Here is a 20,461-nt window from a genome sequence, read left to right on the forward strand (position 1 = left end):
CGGTTTTCCCGGAAGGCGAGACTTCCCCGGTGTTTCGCGTCGGACACGCCGTGGTTCGCGCCCACCGGCCCGATCGCGCCGACGGCGACCGCCTAGGGTCGAGGGTCATGAAGGTGACTGTGGTGGTGGGCGGCGTCGGTGGCGCGCGGTTCCTCCAGGGGGTTCGAGAACTGCTGGGGCCGGACGGCGACGTCACGGCCGTGGTGAACGTCGGTGACGACGTCTGGATGCACGGCCTGCGCATCACACCCGACCTCGACACCTGCATGTACACGCTCGGCGACGGCATCGACACCGAGCGCGGCTGGGGTCGACGCGACGAGACGTGGAGCGTCAAGGAAGAACTCGCGGCGTACGGGGCCCACCCGGACTGGTTCGGGCTCGGGGACCGCGACATCGCGACGCATCTGATCCGGACGCGCATGCTCCGCACCGGGTACCCGCTGTCCGCAGTCGTGGAGGCCCTGTGCGACAGGTGGTCTCCGGGTGTCCGCCTGCTGCCCGTCACGGACGACCGCAGCGAGACCCACGTGGTGATCACCGATCCCGACGACGGCACCGACAAGGCCGTTCACTTCCAGGAGTGGTGGGTGCGCTACCGCGCTGCTGTGACGACTCACAGTTTCGCGTACGTCGGAGCGGACAAGGCGACCCCGGCGGACGGCGTCGTCGAGGCGATCGAGACCGCGGACGCGGTACTGCTCGCACCGTCCAACCCGGTGGTCAGCATCGGCGCCGTCCTGGCGGTGCCCGGTATCCGCTCCGCACTGCGCACCACACCCGCGAAGGTCGTCGGGCTCTCCCCCGTCATCGACGGCAAGCCGTTGCGCGGCATGGCCGACGAGTGCCTGTCCGTCATCGGTGTGGAGACGACGGCCGAGGCCATCGGCCGCCACTACGGCGCCCGCTCGGCGGCGGGCATCCTCGACGCCTGGCTGATCCACGAGACCGACACCGCCGACGTTCCCGGCGTGGACGTGCGCGCGGTACCTCTGCTCATGACCGAGCCCGCGGTGACCGCACGGATGGCGCGCGCCGCGCTCGAGGCAGCGGGCGTCCTGTGACCCGATCCGACGGTCCCGGCGATCATGCACCGGGCGGTTCGATCGAGGTGATTCCCGTCGCGGGACTCCCCGAGTTCCGGCCGGGCGACGACCTGGTGGCAGCAGTCGTCACGGCAGCACCGTGGCTCGCCGACGGCGACGTCCTGGTGGTCACGAGCAAGATCGTCTCCAAGGTCGAGGGACGCCTGGTGACCGCGCCGACCGACCCGGAGGCGCGGGACGCACTGCGCCGCATCCTCGTCGAGCAGGAGGCCGTGCGCGTCCTCGCCCAGCGCGGTCGCACGCTCATCACCGAGAACCGCCTCGGCATCGTCCAGGCCGCGTCCGGCATCGACGGATCCAACGTGTCGACGGACGAGTTGGCCCTGCTCCCCGAGGATCCCGACGCGTCCGCCCGGGCACTGCGCGACGGTGTATTCCGTTCGCTGGGCGTGGCCGTCGCCGTCGTCGTCACCGACACGATGGGCCGCGCGTGGCGGAACGGCCAGACGGACAACGCGATCGGATCGGCCGGGTTGCCCGTCCTGCACGCGTACGCCGGTGGTCGCGACGCGCAGGGCAATGAGCTGATGGTCACCGAGGTCGCGCTCGCGGACGAGCTGGCGTCCGCTGGGGATCTGGTGAAGGGCAAGCTCGGCTCGGTTCCCGTCGCCGTGGTCCGGGGTCTGCACTACGCCGACGACGGCTCCTCCGCCCGCGATCTGGTGCGGCCGGGCGAGGACGACCTCTTCTGGTTGGGAACGCAGGAGGCGCTGCGACGAGGTGCACTCGGCGCGGTACCCGCCCGTCGCTCGGTACGCGAGTTCGACTCGGCCCCGGTCGATCCCGCTGTCGTCGAGGCCGCCGTGGCGGACGCCGTCACCGCGCCGGCTCCCCATCACTCCCACCCGATGCGCTACGTCGCCGTCCGGACACCGGCGGTGCGCACCGCACTGCTCGATGCGATGGCAACGCGGTGGCGCGCCGATCTCGAGCGAGACGGACGGACCGCGGACTCGATCGAAGCCCGTCTGGCACGCGGTGATCTGCTGCGCACCGCGCCGGAACTGATTCTGGCGTTCGCGGTGCTCGACGAGGCGCACGACTATCCGGACGCGGAACGGCAGTCCGCGGAAACCGTCATGTTCACGGTGGCGGCGGGCGCGTCGGTGCAGGCGTTCCTGGTGTCCCTCGCGGCGCGCGGCCTCGGCAGTTGCTGGGTCGGGTCGACCATCTTCGCCGCCGACACCGTGCGCGAGACGCTCGATCTACCCGCCGACTGGCATCCCGTCGGGGCCGTCGCCGTCGGGCACCCGCTCACTCCCCCGTCGCCCCGCGCGCCGACGCCGCCCGGCTCCGCGTTCCGAGAACTGTGAGGAACCGTCCGTGAGCGCCGAGAGCCTCCACGAGTCCGCGAGAGAACTGCTCCACACCTGGTCGACCACCGAGCCGCACGACGACTCGATGCGCCACACGATGCTGGCGTTCCTCGACAGTGCGCCGCGTGGCTGTCTCCGCGAGAACGTGGCCGGTCACGTCACCGCGTCGGCGCTGGTGCTCGATCGGAGTGGGTGCCACGTGCTCCTGACGCTGCACCCGCGAGTCGGACGATGGCTCCAGCTGGGCGGACACTGCGAGGTCGACGACGAGACCGTCCGGGACGCGGCACTCCGCGAGGCGCGTGAGGAGAGCGGCATCGACGACCTGGTTCTCGAGCCGGAGCTGCTCTCCGTTCACACGCACCCGATCACGTGTTCGCTCGGCGAGCCGACGCGCCACCTCGACCTGCGCTTCGTCGTACGCGCCGCGGACGGTGCACACATCGTCCGCAGCGCGGAGTCGAACGACCTGCGGTGGTGGCCCGTCGACGACCTCCCCGACGGGGAGGCGGGCGCCGAACGAGACGCGTTGCAGGACATGATCTCCCGCGCGGCGGCTCGCTGAGCCTTCGGGCGCCCTGAATTGTCGGACGCCCTGGATCCTCAGACGTCGGTCGAGAAGCGCACTCCACCGTCGGGCAGCGTCACTCCGGGCCACACCCGGGCGCCGCGGAGCAGCTCGCACCGCGCGCCGATGTTGGCTCCGTCGCCGATGACGGCGTCGCGCACGAGTGCCCGCGGTCCGATGCGCGCACCGAATCCGAGGATCGATCGTTCGACCACCGCGCCGGCCTCGACCACGGCACCGTCGAAGAGGACGGCACCATCGAGACGGGCGCCCGCTCCCACCTCGGCGCCGCGTCCGACGACCGTGCCGCCGATCAGCAGCGCACCGGGAGCGACGCCCGCGCCGGGATGGACCAGCGACTCGCCCCGCGTCCCCGTCAGCGCAGGCGACGGTGCGATTCCGCGCACGAGGTCGGCGGAGCCCTTCACGAAGTCCTCCGGCGTACCCATGTCGCGCCAGTAGGCGGCGTCGACGTGTCCGAAGACTCGCTTGTCCTCGGCCAGCAGTGCGGGGAACACCTCACGCTCGACGGACACCGGACGATCGGACGGGATCTTCTCGATGATCTCCCGCTTGAACACGTAGCAGCCGGCGTTGATCTGGTCCGTCGGCGGATCCTGGGTCTTCTCGAGAAACGCGGTGACGCGGCCGGACTCGTCGGTGGGCACGCAGCCGAACGCACGCGGGTCACCGACGCGGACGAGGTGCAGGGTGACGTCCGCCTCGGTGGTGCGGTGGGTGTCGAGCACGCCGCGCAGATCGGTACCGCCCAGCACGTCACCGTTGAAGACCATGACGTTGTCGGCGCGGAGCCGGGGCAGGACGTTGCGGATGCCACCGCCGGTGCCCATCGGCTCCTCCTCGAACACGTACTCGAGCTCGAGGCCGAGTGCGCTGCCGTCACCGAAGTGCTGCTCGAACACCTCCGACTTGAAGGACGTGCCGAGCACCACGTGATCGATCCCGGCATCCTTGATGCGCGCCAGGAGATGGGTGAGGAACGGCAGACCTGCCGTGGGCAGCATCGGTTTGGGGGCGGAGAGCGTGAGCGGACGCAGTCGCGTGCCCTTTCCTCCGACCAGAACTACGGCATCGGTTGCCGGAGCAGTCATCGCGTATCGCCTTTCTCAGAAACTTCTCACGAGCTCGAACCTGACCCGACCGTGTCGTCGCGTTGCCGCAGTGCGGCAGTCACGACCACCCTGGACCGCAACGCCAGTCCGGCGCGCAACGTCCACCGGAGAGGAGCTTGCCATCTCCGCGGGTGTCTATCAGCTTGGAAGCGATAGGCGCTGCGGTGGTGCGCCGGCAGCATCGACTCCGGATGACGCCCCGCAGCATGACCTTTGGCGTGCGTCACGACGGCCGTGGGCACGTAGATGTTGGTCCAGCCCGCTCGTCCGAGGCGATCTCCGAGATCGACGTCCTCCATGTACATGAAATACCGGGAATCGAACCCGTCCACCGAGTCGAACGCGGCACGGCGCAGCAACAGACACGAGCCGGACAGCCACCCGACCGACCGCTCGCTGACCTCGTCGTTGTCCTGCCGGTAGCGCTGCGTCCACGGATTCGACGGCCACACCGAACCGAGCAGTGCGTGCAGCGACCCGGACGTGAGATCGGGAACGCGGCGGGCTGACGGGTAGCGCGAACCGTCCGGCTCGAGGATGAGGGGCCCGAGCGACCCGGCCCGCGGATGCCGTTCGGCGGCCGCCAGCAACTCGTCGATCGACCCGGGGCCGAACTGGACGTCGGGATTGACGACCATGACGAACTCGGTGGCCGGATCCACCTCGGCGACAGCGCGATTGGCGGCGCCGCCGTAGCCGATGTTCGCTCCGGTGCGCAGCAGTCGGACGTGGTCGTATGCGGCCTCGGCCGCCTCGGGCGCGCCGTCGGTGGACCCGTTGTCCGCGAGAATCACCGACACCGGCCGCGTCGTCGCATCCCGCAGGGACTCGAGGAATGCGTCGAGGTGCTCGCCGGGCGAATAGGTCACCGTCACGACGGCCAGGGGGGCACTCACGCCGGTCACCCTACTGGGCGGCTCCGGGCGGGTCCGCGACCGCCCGAGCCGCCAGCGCGGCCGTCAGCGCGTCGCGCCAGGGCCGCAGCGGGGTCAGCCCGGCACCCTTCCAGGCCGCGGGCGAGAGCACCGAGTAGGCGGGACGCGGCGCCGGCCGCACGTAGAGATCACTGCCGCACGGGTGAACACGGTCGGGATCGGCGCCCACGGTCTCGAAGGTCGCCCGAGCGAGGTCGAACCAGGACGCCGTCCCGGCGTTGGTGGCGTGCAGGATCTGCGGCAGCGCTCGCGGCGACGTCGCCGCCTCGAGGAGCGCGTCCGCGAGATCACCCGAGTACGTCGGCGAACCCACCTGGTCGTTCACGACGTCGAGGGTCTCCCGCTCGGCCTCGAGCCGGAGCATCGTGGCGACGAAGTCGGAGCCGGTGCCGGTGTAGACCCACGCGGTCCGCACGATCGTCGCGGACGGCAACGCCTCCAGGACGGCCCGTTCCCCCGCCAGCTTGGTGCGCCCGTAGGCGGTCGCCGGCGCGGTGGGATCGTCGGGTTCGTACGGGGTCCGCGCGTCTCCGGCGAACACGTAGTCGGTCGAGACGTGCACGAGACCTGCACCGACCTCGGCGCACCGCTCGGCGAGCAGGCGCGGTCCCACCTCGTTCAGCAGTGCGGCGCGGTCCTCCTCGGTCTCCGCCGCGTCGACCGCCGTGTGCGCTGCGCAGTTGATCACCACGGTGCCCGGCACCACGGCGGCGGCGATCGACTCCGGATCCGTGATGTCGAGGTCGGCCGATCCGAAGCCGAGCACGCGGGCCCCGCGGTACCCGTCCCGCGCGCGGTCGACGAGTCGGCGACCGAGCTGACCTCCGGCTCCGGTCACCACGATCGTCCTGTCCGAACTCTGCTCTGCGTCGGTGGTCACAGCGACAGAGTGTGGCACGCCGTGGCGGGTTGCGCGGAGCACGGCGACCCTGCCGTTAGCCTGGGGATCGTGACGGATTCTGTGACGGGCCCCGGGACACCGCGCGATCCGTACAGACCTCGGACACAGCGCGGTGCGCAGCGGCGACCCGATTCTCGCGAGTCGGAACCGGGTGCGCGGCGGTCCTCCACCCGCTCCGACCGGGGGCGTCGACCTCCGACCAGCCACCGCCCCTCGCGGACACCGGGGCACTCCAACGCCGGCCGGATCGCCGTCGCACTGTTCTCCGCCGGCGCGTTGCTGGTGACGGGTGTGGCATGGCAGAGCATCGACTCGCTGCGCAGCAACCTCGCGACGGTGTCGAACCTCGATCTCGGCGACGGGGCCGACGGTGCGGTCGACATCCTGCTCGTGGGCACCGACAGCAGGACCGACGCGCACGGCAACGCGCTCTCGCAGAACGAGCTCGACTCGCTCCGCGCCGGCGACGAGGTGGCCAACAACACCGACACCATCATTCTGATCCGCGTTCCCAACGACGGATCGTCCGCGTCGGCGATCTCGATCCCGCGCGACGCCTACGTGAACGTGCCCGGCATCGGCGACAGCAAGATCAACGCCGCGTACGGAGCCACCAAGGAAGAGAAGCGCCTCGAACTCGTCGAGAGCGGGGTGCCCGACGCCGAAGCCGACAGCGAGTCGACGCTCGCGGGCCGCAAGGCGCTCATCGACTCCGTCGCGGGCCTCACCGGCGTGACGGTCGATCACTACGCCGAGGTCGGGCTGCTCGGATTCGTCCTGCTCACCGATGCCGTCGGCGGCGTCGACGTGTGTCTGAACGCGCCGGTCGACGAGCCCCTCTCGGGCGCGCGCTTCGCGGCCGGGCAGCAGACGCTCTCGGGTGCCGACGCCCTCAGCTTCGTGCGCCAGCGCCACGATCTCCCCCGTGGCGATCTCGACCGCATCGTCCGTCAGCAGGTGTTCATGGCGTCGCTGGTCCGCAAGGTGCTCAGCGCCCGCACGCTCAGCAACCCCGGCACGTTGGGGCAGCTCGGGTCGGCCGTGCAGCGCTCCGTCACCATCGACGACGACTGGGACGTCCTCGACTTCGCCACGAAGTTGCAGGACGTCGCCGGCGGCGCGGTCACCTTCGACACCATTCCCGTCGCGGACATCAACGGCGTCACCGACTACGGCGAGTCGATCGTCGCGGTCGACCCCGTCGAGGTCCAGACGTGGGTGCGAGGCCTCATCGGCGACGCGGCGCCGTCCGAGAGCGTGACGCCGACGCCCACCGTTCCCGACATCGACGCCTCGAGTGTCACCGTGGACGTCGCGAACGACAGCGGCGTCGACGGTCTGGCGTCCTCGGTCTCCGACACTCTGTCGGGCGAGGGCTTCGTTCCAGGCGAGGTCGGCAACAACGAGGGTGCGAGCGTCGACCGGACCACCGTGTACGCCGCGTCGTCGGACGGTGACGCCGCGGCGGCCGTCGCCGCGCGGGTCGGCACCGATCGGACCGAGACCGACGACTCGCTGCCGTCCGGGACCGTGCGCGTCGTGCTGGCCTCCGACTACTCCGCTCCCGCGGCGGCGGGCTCACTTCCGGCCGGTGTCTCGCCCGCAGGCGACACCGCCACCCCGGCTCCCGCGGCCGCGGACCCGATCGACGCCGGGTCCACGGGCCCCCAGTGCGTCAACTGATCGGGCCCGTTCGGAAGAATGTCGTCGATGACCTCAGGTGGCACGACGCTCACGGACGCGCTTCTCGGACCCATCCTCGCGGCGGACGCGGCGGGACCGCGCATCACCTACTACGACGACTCGACCGGTGAGCGCATCGAGTTGTCCGCGCTGACTCTGGCCAACTGGGCCGCGAAGACGGCCAACTTCCTCCGTGACGAGCTCGGTGTGTCGCCCGGCGACGTCGTCAGCGTCGTGCTCCCCGCGCACTGGCAGACCGCCTCGGTGCTGCTCGGCGCGTGGTGGGCCGGCGCCGAGGTGATTCTCCGGCCCGATCCGGACGCGGCGGTCGCCCTGGTGACCGCCTCGGGTGTGGAGACCGCCGACGCCGGTGAGGTGGCCGCACTGTCGCTCGACCCGTTCGGTCGGCCCGTCGACGACCTCCCCCTCGGAGTCACCGACTACGCGACGTCGGTTCGCGTGCACGGCGATCAGTTCGTTCCCGTCGGCGCCGGTCCGGCCCTGGAGGGTCGCTCCGTCCAGGACGTCCTGACCGATGCACAGGGCCGCGCCGCAGCGCGCGGACTGTCGGCGACGGACCGGGTTCTCGCGACCGGGTCGTGGGACGACGCCGACGGACTGCTCGACGGTCTCGTCGCGGTGCTCGCGGCCGGCGCGTCACTGGTTCAGGTGACCGCGCTGGACCCGGCGGCGCTCGATCGCCGCGTCGCCACGGAGAAGGTCACGACGGTCCTCGAGTGAGATAACCCCCGTCGCCGAGTCCGGCCTCCACCTCGAAGCGGTTGGCGGCGCCCGGCCGGCGCATCTCCTCCACCAGGTACCGGATCGCGAACGAGAAGCCGTGGCGGGCCCACTGGTCGGCGTGCACGGACTCGTGGCGCAGCATCGCCCGCCGTCGACGGGGATCGACGAGCGCGTGTCCGGTGAGGAACGCTCCGCCGAAACACGTTCCGCCGCGGGCGTATCCGCCTCGCATCGCCTCGCACACGATCAGGTTCGACGACGCGTCGTACGAGATCCGCGAGCGCCACAGACGAGCCCAGGTGAGCGCCGCGGCCGTGACGACGAGCGACTGGATGCTGCCGCGCGACACCCGTCGCAGCGGGCTCGACCCCCGCGGACCGGAGGACGTCACACCGAGCTCCCACCCGACGCCGCCCACACGAGAGCCAGTCCACCGGCGCAGGCCAGGACGGAGGCGATCACGGTGGTCCCCGCGTTCGCCGCGGCCGCCCGGTGCCGACCCTCCTGCACGAGTCGGGCCGTCTGCACGCTCGCGGTGCTGAACGTGGTGTACCCGCCGCAGAACCCGGTGCCGGCGACGGCCTGCCACTCGGCGGGCCGGCCGGCGAACAGCACGAGCCCGGCCAGGATGCCGAGAAGGAACGACCCACTGACGTTGACGATCAGAGTCCCCAGGGGGAACGGCCGACCGAAACGAGCCGTCACCTCGCCGTCGACGACGAAGCGGACCACCGCCCCGAGCGCCCCCGCGAGCAGCACCGCGGCGACCGTCATGTGCGTGGCCTCCGATGGAGCGTGCCACCGGTCACGATGCCCGCCCAGGCACAGATCAGTCCCGCCACGACTCCGACGGCGGCGTAGGTCAGTGCAGTCGTCGGTGCGCCGTCCCGGACGAGCTCGACCGTCTCGAGGGCGAACGTACTGTAGGTCGTGAACGCGCCACAGAAACCGGTGCCCGCCACCAGGCGCACCCACCGACGCCGCCCGACGTCCGGTCCCGAGCGCGCCAACGCTTCCAGCAGCAGACCGAGGACGAACGCACCGCTCAGGTTGATCAGGAACGTGGCCCACGGCCATCCCGTTCCGGAGTGCGGCACCCAGGACTCGCCCGCGTAGCGGGCACCCGTCCCCACGGCACCGCCGACGACGACCGCGGCCAGGGCAGCGGGCGTGCGGTGCAGAGGACGGACCGAGTCCGCGGACGCGGTCATTCCAGCAGACTGCGACGCAGCGCCTCGTCCTTGTCCAGCACCATCTGCTCGAGTCCGCGCTGGAACTCGGCCATCCGTCCACGCAGCTGCGGATCGGCGGCACCGAGAATGCGCACGGCGAGCAGACCGGCGTTGCGTGCGCCGCCGATGGAGACCGTCGCGACGGGAACCCCCGCCGGCATCTGGACGATCGACAGGAGCGAGTCCATCCCGTCGAGGTACTTCAGGGGAACCGGGACACCGATGACGGGGAGCGGCGTCGCGGAGGCCACCATGCCCGGCAGGTGAGCGGCACCGCCGGCGCCGGCGATGATCACCTCGATTCCGCGGTCCGCCGCGTCCCGCGCGTAGTCGAGCATGCGCTGCGGCGTCCGGTGCGCGGAGACCACGCCCACCTCGAAGCGGACGCCGAACTCGGCGACCGCCAGGGCGGCGGCCTCCATCACCGGCCAGTCCGAGTCGCTGCCCATGATGATGCCGACCCGGACGGCCGTGCTGTTGCTGTTCTCATCCATGATGCGGATCCCATCCGTCGGTCCAGACGCCGTGCGAGAGCCAGTGCGCGGCACGCTCGGCACGCTCCCGGACCTCGGCGACGTGCTCGGCATCAGACGCGGAGCCGTTCCGCGGGCCCACGATGTTGACGTGGCCGATCTTGCGGTCCTTGCGCTCACCCTTGTCGTAGAGGTGCACCTTGGCGTCGGGCATCCGCGCGAACAGGTGATGCACCCGCTCGTCCATGGTCGAGGACGGCTGCTCCTCGGCGCCGAGGACGTTGGCCATGACGGACACCGGCGCGACAGGCGCGCAGTCACCGAGGGGATAGTCGAGTACCGCGCGCAGGTGCTGCTCGAACTGCGAGGTCCGGGCACCGTCCTGCGTCCAGTGGCCCGAGTTGTGCGGGCGCATGGCGAGTTCGTTGATCGACAGGGTGCCGTCGACCTTCTCGAACAGCTCCACGGCCATGACTCCCACCACACCCAGCTCGGACGCGATGCGGAGCGCGATGTGCTCGGCGTCCGCAGCCAGGTCCTCGGACAGGCCGGGAGCGGGTGCGATGACGACGGCGCACTGTCCGGACCGCTGCACGGTCTCGACGACGGGCCAGGTCGCTCCCTGCCCGAACGGGGACCGCGCGACCATCGCCGAGAGTTCGCGCGCCATGTCGACACGCTGTTCCGCCATCAGCGGCACTCCGGCGGCGAGCTGGTCGGACACCACGGTGCGCGCCTCGTCGGCGTCGTCGGGCATCCAGACGCCGCGACCGTCGTAGCCGCCGCGCACGGCCTTGATCACGATGCGCCAGTCGTGGGCGTCACCGAAGGTGACGACGTCCTCGACGGAGGCCACCTCCGTGAAATCCGGTACCGGTAGTCCCAGTTCCCGCAGGCGAACGCGCATCCGCAGCTTGTCCTGCGCGAAGATCAGCGCCTCGGGAGGCGGCTGGACGTTGACGCCCTCGGCGACGAGGACGTCGAGATGCTCGGTGGGGACGTGTTCGTGATCGAACGTCAGCGCGTCGGCACCGGCGGCGACCGCACGCAGTGCCGCGAGATCGGTGTGCTCGCCGAGCACCACGTCGGCGCTCACCCGAGCCGCCGGATCGTTCTCCCCGGCCGCGAGCACGCGCAGGGTCTGACCCAGCTCGATCGCGGCCTGGTGCGTCATCCGTGCGAGCTGTCCTCCGCCGACCATCGCGACGACGGGCAGGGACGAGGTGCGCTGCCGCGGCGGGTCGGTGCGCGGGGTCTGCTGGGGGATGTCCGAATTCACGGTGTCTCCTGCTGTCACGTCGCTCATCGTGTCACGAGTCCGATTAGTGTTTGGTCACTGCTCTTCGTAAAGTGGGTCACCGTGCCTCTGATCGACCGTGTGGTTGCCGGTATCCCGCAGCCGTTCCGAAGCATCGCCCTCCGCCACTCCGAACTGATCAAGTTCGCGATCGTCGGCGCGACCACGATGGTGTTCGACCTCGCGATCTTCTACTCACTGAGCCTCACCGTGCTCGAGTCGAAGCCCGTCGTCGCCAAGATCTTCTCCGGCGTGATGGCGACGATTCTCAGCTACATCCTCAACCGCGAGTGGTCGTTCAAGAACCGTGGTGGCCGCGAGCGTCATCACGAGGCACTGTTGTTCTTCACCATCAGTGGCATCGGCGTCATCCTCGCCGCCGCTCCGCTCTGGATCGCGAACAACGTCTTCGACATCCGCGAGGGACAGACCACCCTCACCGCGTTGATCATCATCGACTTCGTCCTCAACTACGTCATCGGCAATCTGCTGCAGATGGTCTTCCGATTCTGGGCACTGCGTCGCTTCGCGTTCCCGGACGAGAACGGCCGCGGGATCATCGCGAATCCGCTGATCGAGGACGAGCCGGACCCCGATCTCGATCCCGACGTCGACCCGGACGACGAGCAGACGCAGTTCATGGGTCACAGCTGACGCGACGCGTCAGGCCCCCTCTCCTCACTCACCCGGCGACGGGCCCGCTGGTGCGCTGCCTCTCAGCGGCGACAATACGTCGACTATTGTCATCTTCGGATACACATGGTTTAGTTCTGTCATCCCACTCGTCAGAACCATCCCAGCACCGAGGCGGTAGTCGTCATGAGCGTTCGCGACACGATCATCACGAGAACACAGGCACTGGTCCCGATGGAGCGTCAGATCCAGGGACTGCATCTGTGGCAGCGCGCGAAGAGGCTCGTGGTGAGCGACGGGCAGCCACACTTCCGTGAGTCCGCGATCCCCGACGTGGCGGAGCTGGATCTGACCGAGATCGATGTCAGCAACCCGTTCCTGTGGCGGCAGGGATCGTGGGAGGCCTATTTCCGGAGACTGCGAGACGAGTCGCCCGTGCACTTCCGGGCCGACAGCGCGTTCGGGCCGTTCTGGTCCGTCACGCGCTACGACGACATCGTCGCAGTCGACCGGGATTTCGAGACGTTCTCGGCGGAACCGCAGATCATCCTGGGCACACCGCCGGAGGGTCTCGACATCGAGATGTTCATCGCGATGGACCCGCCGCGCCACGATCAGCAGCGCGCCGCGGTGCAAGGCGTCGTCGCACCTCGGAATCTGGAGGAGATGGAGGGTCTCATCCGCTCGCGGGTCGCGGAGGTCCTCGACGAGCTCCCGGTGGGCGAGCCCTTCGACTGGGTCGACCGGGTCAGCATCGAGTTGACCTCGCGGATGCTCGCGACGCTGCTCGACTTCCCGTACGAGGAACGACGGAAGTTGGTCGAGTGGACCGATCTGGTGGCCGCGAGCGCGTCGGCCACCGGCGGGTCCACCGACACGGACGCGGCGTATCGGGCCGCGGCGGAAGCAGCGCGCAGTTTCAGTGCGCTGTGGCACGACAAGGCGGCGCGCCTCGCAGCCGGCGAGAAGCCCGGGTACGACCTCATCACCCTCATGCAGCTCTCCGAGGACACGAAGGACCTGATCGACCGCCCGATGGAGTTCCTGGGCAACATCGTCCTGCTCGTCGTCGGCGGCAACGACACCACCCGCAATTCGATGACGGGCGGACTGCTGGCCCTGAACCAGTTCCCGGAGCAGTTCGATCGCCTGCGCGCCGATCCGGACCTGGTACCGAAGATGGTCCACGAGATCCTGCGGTGGCAGACGCCCCTCGCCTACATGCGCCGCATCGCGACTCGAGACACCGTCCTGAACGGTCAGTTCGTCCGCGAGGGCGACAAGGTCGTCATGTGGTACGCCTCGGCCAACCGCGACGAGCGCACGTTCGACGACCCGGACAGCTTCGTGATCGACCGGCGCAACGCACGGCATCACCTCGCGTTCGGCATCGGCACCCACCGCTGCATGGGAAGTCGGCTCGCGGAGATGCAGCTGCGGATCCTCTGGGAGGAGCTGCTGACGCGCTTCGACGACATCGAGGTCCTCGCGGAGCCGACGCGCGTGCAGTCCAACTTCGTTCGTGGCTACAGCTCCATGATGGTGACGACGACACCGAAGGGCGGGGAGCGTCGACGGCACGGCACCTACCGCACCGACCGGAAGGCCGCCGGCGCCGCTCCCGTGGTGGACACGTCCACCGTCACGCCCCCTCGGCAGCGCCGCGACGGCGACGGAGCAGAGCGGACGCAGCTCGATGTGCGGGTCGCACACCGGCGTACCGCGGCGGAGGGCGTCGTCGAACTCGTCCTCACCGATGCCGCCGGCGGATCACTGCCGTCCTGGACGCCCGGCGCGCATGTCGAACTGATGCTGCGCCCCGACCTGGTCAGACACTACTCACTCTGTGGAGACACCGCCGACGAGTCCTCGTGGACGATCGCTGTCCTGCGTGAGCCGGACGGCCGCGGCGGCTCGGCGCACGTGCACGACCACCTGCCGGAGGGAGCCACTCTGCGAGCACGAGGGCCGCTCAACCACTTCGCACTCGATCCCGCACCGAGCTATCTCTTCATCGCCGGCGGGATCGGCATCACACCGATCCGCGCCATGATCGCCGCTGCCCGAGCCGACGGCGCCGAGTGGAACCTGGTGTACGCCGGTCGATCTCGTTCGTCGATGGCGTTCCTCGACGAGTTCGACGGCGACGACCGCGTGACGGTCTGGGCCAAGGACGAACGCGGCGAGCGTGTCGATCTCGACACCGTGCTGGGTGAGCCCCGGCCCGAGACCCTGGTCTACTGCTGCGGGCCCGGCCCACTCCTCGATGCCGTGGAGAACGCGTGCGCGGCGTGGCCGGACGGGAGCCTGCACCTGGAGCGTTTCGCGGCCGAGACCGTCGAGGCACCGGACGACGCGCTCGACTCGTTCGAGGTCGAGTGCGCGCGCTCGGGGGTGACCGTCACCGTCCCCGACGGCACGTCGATCTTCGACGCCGTCGAGAAGGCCGGCGCCGACGTCATCGGGTCGTGCATGGAAGGCATCTGCGGGACGTGCGAGGCCGACGTCCTGAGCGGCACTCCCGACCACCGCGACTCCGTGCTGTCGCGTCGCGAACGCGAACGCGGGGACACGGTCATGATGTGTGTCTCGCGATCGCTGTCGTCGAAGCTGGTGCTCGACCTGTAGTGCGCCGGGCCGGTGGGACCGAGCCGAGTCCGCTCAGGCGAACCCGCGGACCACCCGGTCGATGCGATCCACCGCCTCGTCCACGTCCACGGACGGTTGCACCAGATGGCTCAGCGTCAGTCGAACCACGCAGTCCACCAACGCGTCCGGCGCCCTCTCGCCCACCAACGCACCGACGGCACTGTTCGCGTGGCCCAACACGGCGTCGGGGTGGACCGTGACCAGGGCGAGCAGACCCGAATCGTGCCCCGGCCGCAGAACGGCTGCGAGAGCGACATTGGCCCGACCGTGTTCGAGCACGCCCCGAACGGCAGCGGAGATGCCGTCCTCGAAGCTGTCGGGATGTGCTGCCAGCCCGGTGCGCACCTGCTCCAGGAATCGCTCGACCTCGCGGTCCACGACGGCGCGACCGAGGTCGTCCTTGGTGCCCACCTCCTTGTAGAGGCTCTGCCGGGGCACCCCGGAACGCTTCGCGACCTCGGTCATGCTCAGGCCGTCCCACCCGCGGTCGGCGATGATCTCCACCCCGGCGTCGAGCACCCGCTCGAGTCGCAGAGTCCGCAGTTCGGAATAGAAGTCGGGCGCAGTCACGTCGCGAGCCTAGGTGAGCCGAGCCGGTCAGCGCGGTTCGGACATCCCGGCCGGGATCACCTGGTCCACGCGTGCCGCGGGCAGGAACACCGCGAAGAGCGCGGGACGTCGGCGCTGCAGTTCGAGTCGTCCCCCGTCCGCCTCGACCAGCGCGCGGGCGAGGGCGAGGCCCACCCCGGTGGATCCGGCGCCGGAGAAACCGCGGTCGAAGATGTGCGGCGCGAGTTCGTCGCTGACGCCGGTTCCCTCGTCGGCGACCTCCACGACCACGGGCGGCCGTGGTCCGTCCTGCGCGGGTGCACGCGACTCCCCCACGAGGCGCACCGTGACGACGCAGCGCCCGCCGCCGTGGTCCAGCGCGTTGTGCAGCAGCACCGACACCGCCTCGCGGAGCCGGGAACCCGTGACCAGGGCGGTGACCGACGAGTCGCCGCGCAGCTCGAGCTCGCGCCCGGCATCGGCGAACGGCCCGCGCCAGTCGTCGATGACGGGTTCGAGTTCGCCGCGCACGCGCACGGTCGAGGCGTCGGCCGCGCCGTCACTGCGGGACGACCGCACGAGGTCGTCGATCGCGGTGGTGAGCCGGTCCACCTGGGCCATCGCCTCGTTGGCCTCGGTGACCACCTCGGGATCGGGGTGTCCGGACAGCTCGTCGAGACGCAGGCGCACCGCGGTGAGACGGCTGCGCAACTGGTGGGAGACGTCCGCGACGAGGGAGTGTTCGCGTTGCAGGCGCCCCACGATCTCGACCGATGCGGAGTCCAGCACGTCGGACACCCGGTCGAGTTCGGGAATGCCGTGGCGGGTGGGGTCCTTGCGGAAATCGCCCTCGGCCAGCCGGGCGGCCCGCCCCGCGACGTGCTGCAGGGGCGTGGAGAGTCGACGGGACGTGAGGACGGCGACGACGGTGCCGGCCGCGATCGAGGCCAGGACGACGAGCGCCACCGCGCCGACGGCCTGCTTCTGGGCGGTGCGCATCTCGTCGGACGGCACTTCGAGGAGCAGCGACCCGGAGGTGCCCATCGAGAGGGACTCCTCGATCGGATCCTCGACGGACGGTGCGCCGATGTCCATGCGGGACGCCGGGTTCTCGGGGGTGGGGTAGACGACGACGAGGCGCCCGCCCATGGGCACGACGAGACGCAGCGAGGCGGTGTCGAGGCCGCCGTCCACGCGGCCGTCCCCGCCCTCCTGATCGATGATCTCGGACGCCATGCGCTCGAGTCGGGTGCGCAGGTCGCCGCGAGTGAAGTCCTCGACCCACAGCCAGGCGGTGTAGGTCAACGGGATGCCGAGCAGCATGCCGGTGAGGATGACGACCGCGAGGATCGACTGCAGGATCCTACGCCTCATGCGGTGGCCCGGTCAGTCCGTGTTGATCCGGAAGCCGACGCCGCGCACGGTCGCGATGCGTCGTTCGGCCACCGAGCCCTCGTCGCCGATCTTGCGGCGCAGCCAGGACATGTGCATGTCCAGCGTCTTCGAGCCGCGCAGCTCGGCGTCGCCCCACACCTCGCGCAGAATGGTCTCGCGCGAGACCACCTGACCGGCATGGTCGAGCAGGATCTTGAGAAGTTCGTACTCCTTGTTGGCCAGGGGGATCTCGTGGCCGTCGAGCAGGACGCGCCGTGCGGCGGGTTCGAGGCGCAGGCCGCCCACCTCGATGGTGCCGTCCTCGGAGGCCGCGCCGCGGCGCCGGAGCAGGGCCCGGACCCGCGCCATGAGCTCGGCGACGCGGAAGGGCTTGCTCACGTAGTCGTCGGCTCCCGCGTCGAGACCGACGACGAAGTCGACCTCGTCGGTGCGTGCGGTGAGCATCAGGACGGCGAGGTCGGACCTGGTGGCGCGGATCTGCCGGCACACCTCGAGGCCGTCCATCCCGGGGAGCCCGAGATCGAGGATCAGGAGATCGAACGAGCCTTCCAGGGCGCGCGAGAGCGCTGCCGGACCGGTCTGCTCGACCGTCACCGTGTACCCCTCTCGTCCGAGTGCGCGGGACAGCGGGGTCGCGATGGCTTCATCGTCTTCGGCGAGCAGGACTTCGGTCACCGGACCACCCTACGTAGTGCGCGCGGGACCGAGATCGTCTCCGTCGTCCCAGCCGTGATTCTGGGAGTCGAAGACCTGGTGGTACAGCAGGGAGTGGACCCGCTCGACGTCGGGGATGTCGTCGAACTCGAGGGGGTCGTCGGAGCTCGCCACGATCACCAGGGTGCCGGTCTTCAGGAGCCGGTCGAGAAGACCGTGACGGAACTGCACGTTGGACACCCGGCGTACCGGGATGTCGATGCCCGAGTGCGACAGCACACCCTGGCGGACGAGGACGCGTCGGTCGGTCACGACGAAATGTGTGGACCGCCAACGCAGTACGGGGACAGCGGTGCGCCAGGCGATCAGCCCGACCCACACCACCGCGACGGCGATCAGCGCGGCGGACCGCGCCGTGGACTCCAGCGACCGTCCGATCAGACCCACGAGGAAGCCCGCGAGAAGCGTCGCGACGAGGAACGTCAGCACCGGCAGCACGAGCATCTTCCAGTGCGGGTGCCGATGCAGGATCAGGTCCTCCTCGTGCCCCAGTGCGTCCTGCGGAAACGACATGCGATTCTCCTGTGGGGAAGGGGCGGTCAGGCGTCGAGCGCGCGGAGGTGAGTGACGTCGCCCGCCGAGACGGCGACCGGCGTGGTGTCCCCCGACTCGGGCACGATCACCACCCGACCGTGCTCGTCGATGTCGGTCGCGACGCCCACCAGCTCGGTGTCGCCCGGCATCGTGACCCGCACGCGGCGGCCGAGAGTATCGCACCGGGAGCGGTACAGCTCCGCGATCGGCGCGGTGTCCCACCCCGACTCCCGCCACTCGTCCAGTGCCGAACCCATGGCCCGCAGGAAGGCGCGCACCACGGTGCCGCGATCGATCACCGCCGCGCCGGCCAGTTGCAGGGACGTCGCCGTCGGGACGGGCAGCTCCGCCTCGGTGAGGCTGACGTTGATGCCGACTCCGGACACCGCCGTCACGACGGGATGGGTCGAGGCCACCTCCACCAGGATGCCCGCCACCTTGCCTCCGGCGTAGCCGGACGACTCGTCGCCGCGGATGAGGACGTCGTTGGGCCACTTGAGCACCGCGTCGACCTCGGTGACGGTGCGCAGCACGTCGACCACCGCGACACCGGTGAGCAGCGGGAGCCACCCCACCGATCCGGGCGGCACGCCGGGCAGCTTGACCAGCGCCGACACGATGACCTGCGACCGCGCGGGAGCGGTGAACGACCGCGAGTGCCGTCCGCGGCCCGCGTCCTGGACGTCGGCGATCAGCGCAGTGCGGTCACCGGCGGTGTCGGCGACGGCCAACAGGTCCGCGTTGGTCGATCCGGTCCGCGCCACGACGTCGACACGCGACCACGATCCGCGGGGTCCCTCGACGAGTGCGCGGGTGAGCGCACGCCCGTCGAGCGGCGGTCTGTCCAGGTTCTCCCACATGGGGCCGAGCATAGAGACGCGGCCGACGCACCACCCCTGCCACGTCCGGCGGCGCGGCGTCGATACAGTGCTGGTCTATGACGAGTGTTCAGGATGCGTCCGCGCAGGAATCAGTGGCTCGAGAAGAGACGGGGGCTGCCGCACCCGACATCCACACCACTGCCGGAAAGCTGGCCGAGCTCGCCGCCCGCCAGGCCCAGGCCGAGAAGCCCATGGGCGAGGCGGCCGTGGAGAAGGTGCACGCCAAGGGCAAGCTCACCGCCCGCGAACGCATCACCGCGCTCCTCGACGAGGGCTCGTTCGTCGAACTCGACGCCCTCGCCCGCCACCGCTCCGTCAACTTCGGCCTCGCCGACAACCGCCCCTTCGGCGACGGCGTCGTCACCGGCTACGGCACCGTCGACGGCCGCGACGTGTGCGTGTTCTCCCAGGACGCCACCGTCTTCGGCGGCAGCCTCGGCGAGATCTACGGCGAGAAGATCGTCAAGGTCATGGACCTCGCCCTCAAGACCGGACGCCCCCTCGTCGGCATCAACGAGGGCGCCGGCGCCCGTATCCAGGAAGGCGTCGTCTCCCTCGGCCTCTACGGCGAGATCTTCCACCGCAACGTCCGCATGTCCGGCGTCGTCCCCCAGATCTCGCTGATCATGGGACCGGCCGCGGGCGGGCACGTCTACTCCCCCGCCCTGACCGACTTCGTCGTCATGGTCGACAAGACCTCCCAGATGTTCGTCACCGGACCCGACGTCATCAAGACCGTCACCGGCGAGAACGTCACCATGGAGGACCTCGGCGGCGCCCACACCCACATGGAGAAGTCCGGCGTCGCCCACTACGTCGCCTCCGGCGAGCAGGACGCCCTCGACTACGTCCGCGAACTCCTGGGCTACCTCCCCTCGAACAACCAGGCCACCGCGCCCCGTCTTGCCCCCTCGGACCCCATCGACGGGGCCATCGCCGACTCCCTCACCGCCGAGGATCTGGAGCTCGACACCCTGATCCCGGACTCGCCGAACACCCCGTACGACATGCACGAGGTCATCCGCCGCATCCTCGACGACGACGAGTTCCTCGAGGTGCAGGAAGGGCGCGCCCGCAACATCATCGTCGGGTTCGGCCGCGTCGACGGGCGCAGCGTCGGCATCGTCGCCAACCAGCCCACCGCGTTCGCCGGCACCCTCGACATCGACGCCTCCGAGAAGGCCGCCCGGTTCGTGCGCACCTGCGACTGCTTCAACATCCCGATCATCACCCTCGTCGACGTCCCCGGCTTCCTGCCCGGCACCGATCAGGAGTTCAACGGCATCATCCGCCGCGGCGCGAAACTGCTCTACGCCTACGGTGAGGCCACCGTCGGCAAGATCACCGTCATCACCCGCAAGGCGTACGGCGGCGCGTACGACGTGATGGGGTCCAAGCACATGGGCGCCGATCTCAACCTCGCGTGGCCCACCGCGCAGATCGCCGTCATGGGCGCCTCCGGCGCCGTCGGCTTCGTCTACCGCAAGCGCCTCCTCGAGGCCGCGAAGAACGGTGACGACGTCGACGCACTGCGCCTCGAGCTGCAGAACGAGTACGAGGACACCCTCGTCAACCCGTACGTCGCCGCCGAACGCGGCTACGTCGACGCGGTGATCCCCCCGAGCCACACCCGCGGACAGATCGTCACCGCACTGCGCCTGCTCGAACGCAAGATGGTCACCCTGCCTCCGAAGAAGCACGGCAACATCCCGCTCTAG

21 protein-coding genes are annotated in these 20,461 nt (G+C 70.1%); 8 read left to right on the forward strand and 13 right to left on the reverse strand.

Annotated elements, in window-relative coordinates:
* The first annotated feature begins 107 nt into the window (after positions 1–107).
* The 3 genes from cofD to HQ306_RS00880 are packed head-to-tail and all read left to right on the forward strand — an operon-like array spanning position 108 to position 2,987.
* On the forward strand, positions 108–1,064 hold the full coding sequence (gene cofD / locus HQ306_RS21970) for a 2-phospho-L-lactate transferase (protein WP_027506879.1): 957 nt from the start codon (positions 108–110) through the stop codon (positions 1,062–1,064).
* Positions 1,061–2,419 (forward strand): coenzyme F420-0:L-glutamate ligase, encoded by a 1,359-nt coding sequence (locus HQ306_RS00875; RefSeq protein WP_308115498.1) that lies wholly within the window; start codon positions 1,061–1,063, stop codon positions 2,417–2,419. The genes cofD and HQ306_RS00875 overlap by 4 nt, the downstream gene beginning before the upstream one ends.
* A gap of 10 nt (positions 2,420–2,429) precedes the next feature.
* On the forward strand, positions 2,430–2,987 hold the full coding sequence (locus tag HQ306_RS00880; RefSeq protein WP_222627124.1) for an NUDIX hydrolase: 558 nt from the start codon (positions 2,430–2,432) through the stop codon (positions 2,985–2,987).
* A 38-nt stretch (positions 2,988–3,025) separates the two neighbouring features.
* Here HQ306_RS00880 and HQ306_RS00885 read toward each other — a convergent pair whose 3' ends face one another.
* Genes HQ306_RS00885 through rfbD form a run of 3 tightly spaced genes read right to left on the reverse strand, consistent with a single transcriptional unit; the run spans position 3,026 to position 5,938 of the window.
* On the reverse strand, positions 3,026–4,102 hold the full coding sequence (locus HQ306_RS00885; protein WP_027506882.1) for a sugar phosphate nucleotidyltransferase: 1,077 nt from the start codon (positions 4,100–4,102) through the stop codon (positions 3,026–3,028).
* Between the two features lie 26 nt (positions 4,103–4,128).
* Complete coding sequence (locus tag HQ306_RS00890; protein WP_222627126.1) at positions 4,129–5,019, reverse strand: glycosyltransferase family 2 protein; 891 nt, start codon at positions 5,017–5,019, stop codon at positions 4,129–4,131.
* A 10-nt stretch (positions 5,020–5,029) separates the two neighbouring features.
* Positions 5,030–5,938 (reverse strand): dTDP-4-dehydrorhamnose reductase, encoded by a 909-nt coding sequence (gene rfbD / locus HQ306_RS00895; RefSeq protein WP_308115497.1) that lies wholly within the window; start codon positions 5,936–5,938, stop codon positions 5,030–5,032.
* A gap of 267 nt (positions 5,939–6,205) precedes the next feature.
* Between rfbD and HQ306_RS00900 the strand changes: the two genes are divergently transcribed.
* Positions 6,206–7,642, forward strand: coding sequence for an LCP family protein (locus HQ306_RS00900; RefSeq protein WP_027506885.1), 1,437 nt, complete (start codon positions 6,206–6,208; stop codon positions 7,640–7,642).
* Between the two features lie 27 nt (positions 7,643–7,669).
* Positions 7,670–8,383: a TIGR03089 family protein gene (locus HQ306_RS00905; RefSeq protein WP_222627128.1), complete on the forward strand. Its 714-nt coding sequence runs from the start codon at positions 7,670–7,672 to the stop codon at positions 8,381–8,383.
* Here HQ306_RS00905 and HQ306_RS00910 read toward each other — a convergent pair.
* Genes HQ306_RS00910 through HQ306_RS00930 form a run of 5 tightly spaced genes read right to left on the reverse strand, consistent with a single transcriptional unit; the run spans position 8,364 to position 11,397 of the window.
* Positions 8,364–8,777 (reverse strand): hypothetical protein, encoded by a 414-nt coding sequence (locus HQ306_RS00910; protein ID WP_308115496.1) that lies wholly within the window; start codon positions 8,775–8,777, stop codon positions 8,364–8,366. The two genes, HQ306_RS00905 and HQ306_RS00910, sit on opposite strands and share 20 nt — an antisense overlap.
* Positions 8,774–9,160 (reverse strand): fluoride efflux transporter CrcB, encoded by a 387-nt coding sequence (gene crcB, locus HQ306_RS00915; protein WP_222627129.1) that lies wholly within the window; start codon positions 9,158–9,160, stop codon positions 8,774–8,776. The genes HQ306_RS00910 and crcB (HQ306_RS00915) overlap by 4 nt, the downstream gene beginning before the upstream one ends.
* On the reverse strand, positions 9,157–9,597 hold the full coding sequence (gene crcB / locus HQ306_RS00920) for a fluoride efflux transporter CrcB (protein ID WP_222627131.1): 441 nt from the start codon (positions 9,595–9,597) through the stop codon (positions 9,157–9,159). The genes crcB (HQ306_RS00915) and crcB (HQ306_RS00920) overlap by 4 nt, the downstream gene beginning before the upstream one ends.
* Entirely contained in the window at positions 9,594–10,112 is a 519-nt protein-coding gene (gene purE, locus HQ306_RS00925; RefSeq protein WP_027506889.1) for a 5-(carboxyamino)imidazole ribonucleotide mutase, read from the reverse strand. The genes crcB (HQ306_RS00920) and purE overlap by 4 nt, the downstream gene beginning before the upstream one ends.
* Positions 10,105–11,397 carry a 5-(carboxyamino)imidazole ribonucleotide synthase gene (locus HQ306_RS00930; RefSeq protein WP_222627133.1) on the reverse strand — a complete coding sequence of 431 codons (1,293 nt, stop codon included), beginning with the start codon at positions 11,395–11,397 and terminating at the stop codon, positions 10,105–10,107. The genes purE and HQ306_RS00930 overlap by 8 nt, the downstream gene beginning before the upstream one ends.
* Positions 11,398–11,451: 54 nt before the next feature.
* On the opposite strand from HQ306_RS00930, the gene HQ306_RS00935 reads away from it, so the two are divergent.
* Positions 11,452–12,042 carry a GtrA family protein gene (locus HQ306_RS00935; protein WP_037186749.1) on the forward strand — a complete coding sequence of 197 codons (591 nt, stop codon included), beginning with the start codon at positions 11,452–11,454 and terminating at the stop codon, positions 12,040–12,042.
* 165 nt (positions 12,043–12,207) lie between these two features.
* Positions 12,208–14,649 carry a cytochrome P450/oxidoreductase gene (locus HQ306_RS00940; RefSeq protein ID WP_222627135.1) on the forward strand — a complete coding sequence of 814 codons (2,442 nt, stop codon included), beginning with the start codon at positions 12,208–12,210 and terminating at the stop codon, positions 14,647–14,649.
* A gap of 33 nt (positions 14,650–14,682) precedes the next feature.
* Here the strand turns inward: HQ306_RS00940 and HQ306_RS00945 are convergent, their stop codons facing one another.
* From HQ306_RS00945 to HQ306_RS00965, 5 genes are read right to left on the reverse strand one after another with little or no spacing between them, the layout of a single operon-like run.
* A complete protein-coding gene (locus HQ306_RS00945) occupies positions 14,683–15,240 on the reverse strand; it encodes a TetR family transcriptional regulator (RefSeq protein WP_027506893.1) in 558 nt (185 codons plus the stop codon).
* A 27-nt stretch (positions 15,241–15,267) separates the two neighbouring features.
* A complete protein-coding gene (locus HQ306_RS00950) occupies positions 15,268–16,593 on the reverse strand; it encodes an ATP-binding protein (RefSeq protein WP_222627137.1) in 1,326 nt (441 codons plus the stop codon).
* Between the two features lie 12 nt (positions 16,594–16,605).
* Positions 16,606–17,289: a response regulator transcription factor gene (locus tag HQ306_RS00955; RefSeq protein ID WP_027506895.1), complete on the reverse strand. Its 684-nt coding sequence runs from the start codon at positions 17,287–17,289 to the stop codon at positions 16,606–16,608.
* 9 nt (positions 17,290–17,298) lie between these two features.
* Positions 17,299–17,841: a PH domain-containing protein gene (locus tag HQ306_RS00960; RefSeq protein ID WP_027506896.1), complete on the reverse strand. Its 543-nt coding sequence runs from the start codon at positions 17,839–17,841 to the stop codon at positions 17,299–17,301.
* Positions 17,842–17,867: 26 nt separating this feature from the next.
* Positions 17,868–18,722, reverse strand: a complete 855-nt coding sequence (locus HQ306_RS00965; protein WP_056448034.1) for a biotin--[acetyl-CoA-carboxylase] ligase — start codon at positions 18,720–18,722, stop codon at positions 17,868–17,870.
* A 77-nt stretch (positions 18,723–18,799) separates the two neighbouring features.
* Between HQ306_RS00965 and HQ306_RS00970 the strand changes: the two genes are divergently transcribed.
* The gene (locus tag HQ306_RS00970) at positions 18,800–20,461 is read left to right on the forward strand and encodes an acyl-CoA carboxylase subunit beta (protein ID WP_261769639.1); all 1,662 of its coding nucleotides are present in this window, start codon (positions 18,800–18,802) and stop codon (positions 20,459–20,461) included.

It is taken from the genome of Rhodococcus sp. BP-160, assembly GCF_019836205.1.
Classification (GTDB): Bacteria; Actinomycetota; Actinomycetes; order Mycobacteriales; family Mycobacteriaceae; genus Rhodococcoides.

Coding starts and splice junctions, on each gene's coding strand:
- crcB (WP_222627131.1), bottom strand. CDS start 9,597: ATGACCGCGTCCGCGGACTCGGTCCGTCCTCTGCACCGCACGCCCGCT.
- HQ306_RS00965 (WP_056448034.1), bottom strand. CDS start 18,722: ATGTGGGAGAACCTGGACAGACCGCCGCTCGACGGGCGTGCGCTCACC.
- HQ306_RS00930 (WP_222627133.1), bottom strand. CDS start 11,397: ATGAGCGACGTGACAGCAGGAGACACCGTGAATTCGGACATCCCCCAG.
- cofD (WP_027506879.1), top strand. CDS start 108: ATGAAGGTGACTGTGGTGGTGGGCGGCGTCGGTGGCGCGCGGTTCCTC.
- crcB (WP_222627129.1), bottom strand. CDS start 9,160: ATGACGGTCGCCGCGGTGCTGCTCGCGGGGGCGCTCGGGGCGGTGGTC.
- HQ306_RS00940 (WP_222627135.1), top strand. CDS start 12,208: ATGAGCGTTCGCGACACGATCATCACGAGAACACAGGCACTGGTCCCG.
- HQ306_RS00885 (WP_027506882.1), bottom strand. CDS start 4,102: ATGACTGCTCCGGCAACCGATGCCGTAGTTCTGGTCGGAGGAAAGGGC.
- HQ306_RS00950 (WP_222627137.1), bottom strand. CDS start 16,593: ATGAGGCGTAGGATCCTGCAGTCGATCCTCGCGGTCGTCATCCTCACC.
- HQ306_RS00905 (WP_222627128.1), top strand. CDS start 7,670: ATGACCTCAGGTGGCACGACGCTCACGGACGCGCTTCTCGGACCCATC.
- HQ306_RS00960 (WP_027506896.1), bottom strand. CDS start 17,841: ATGTCGTTTCCGCAGGACGCACTGGGGCACGAGGAGGACCTGATCCTG.
- purE (WP_027506889.1), bottom strand. CDS start 10,112: ATGGATGAGAACAGCAACAGCACGGCCGTCCGGGTCGGCATCATCATG.
- HQ306_RS00970 (WP_261769639.1), top strand. CDS start 18,800: ATGACGAGTGTTCAGGATGCGTCCGCGCAGGAATCAGTGGCTCGAGAA.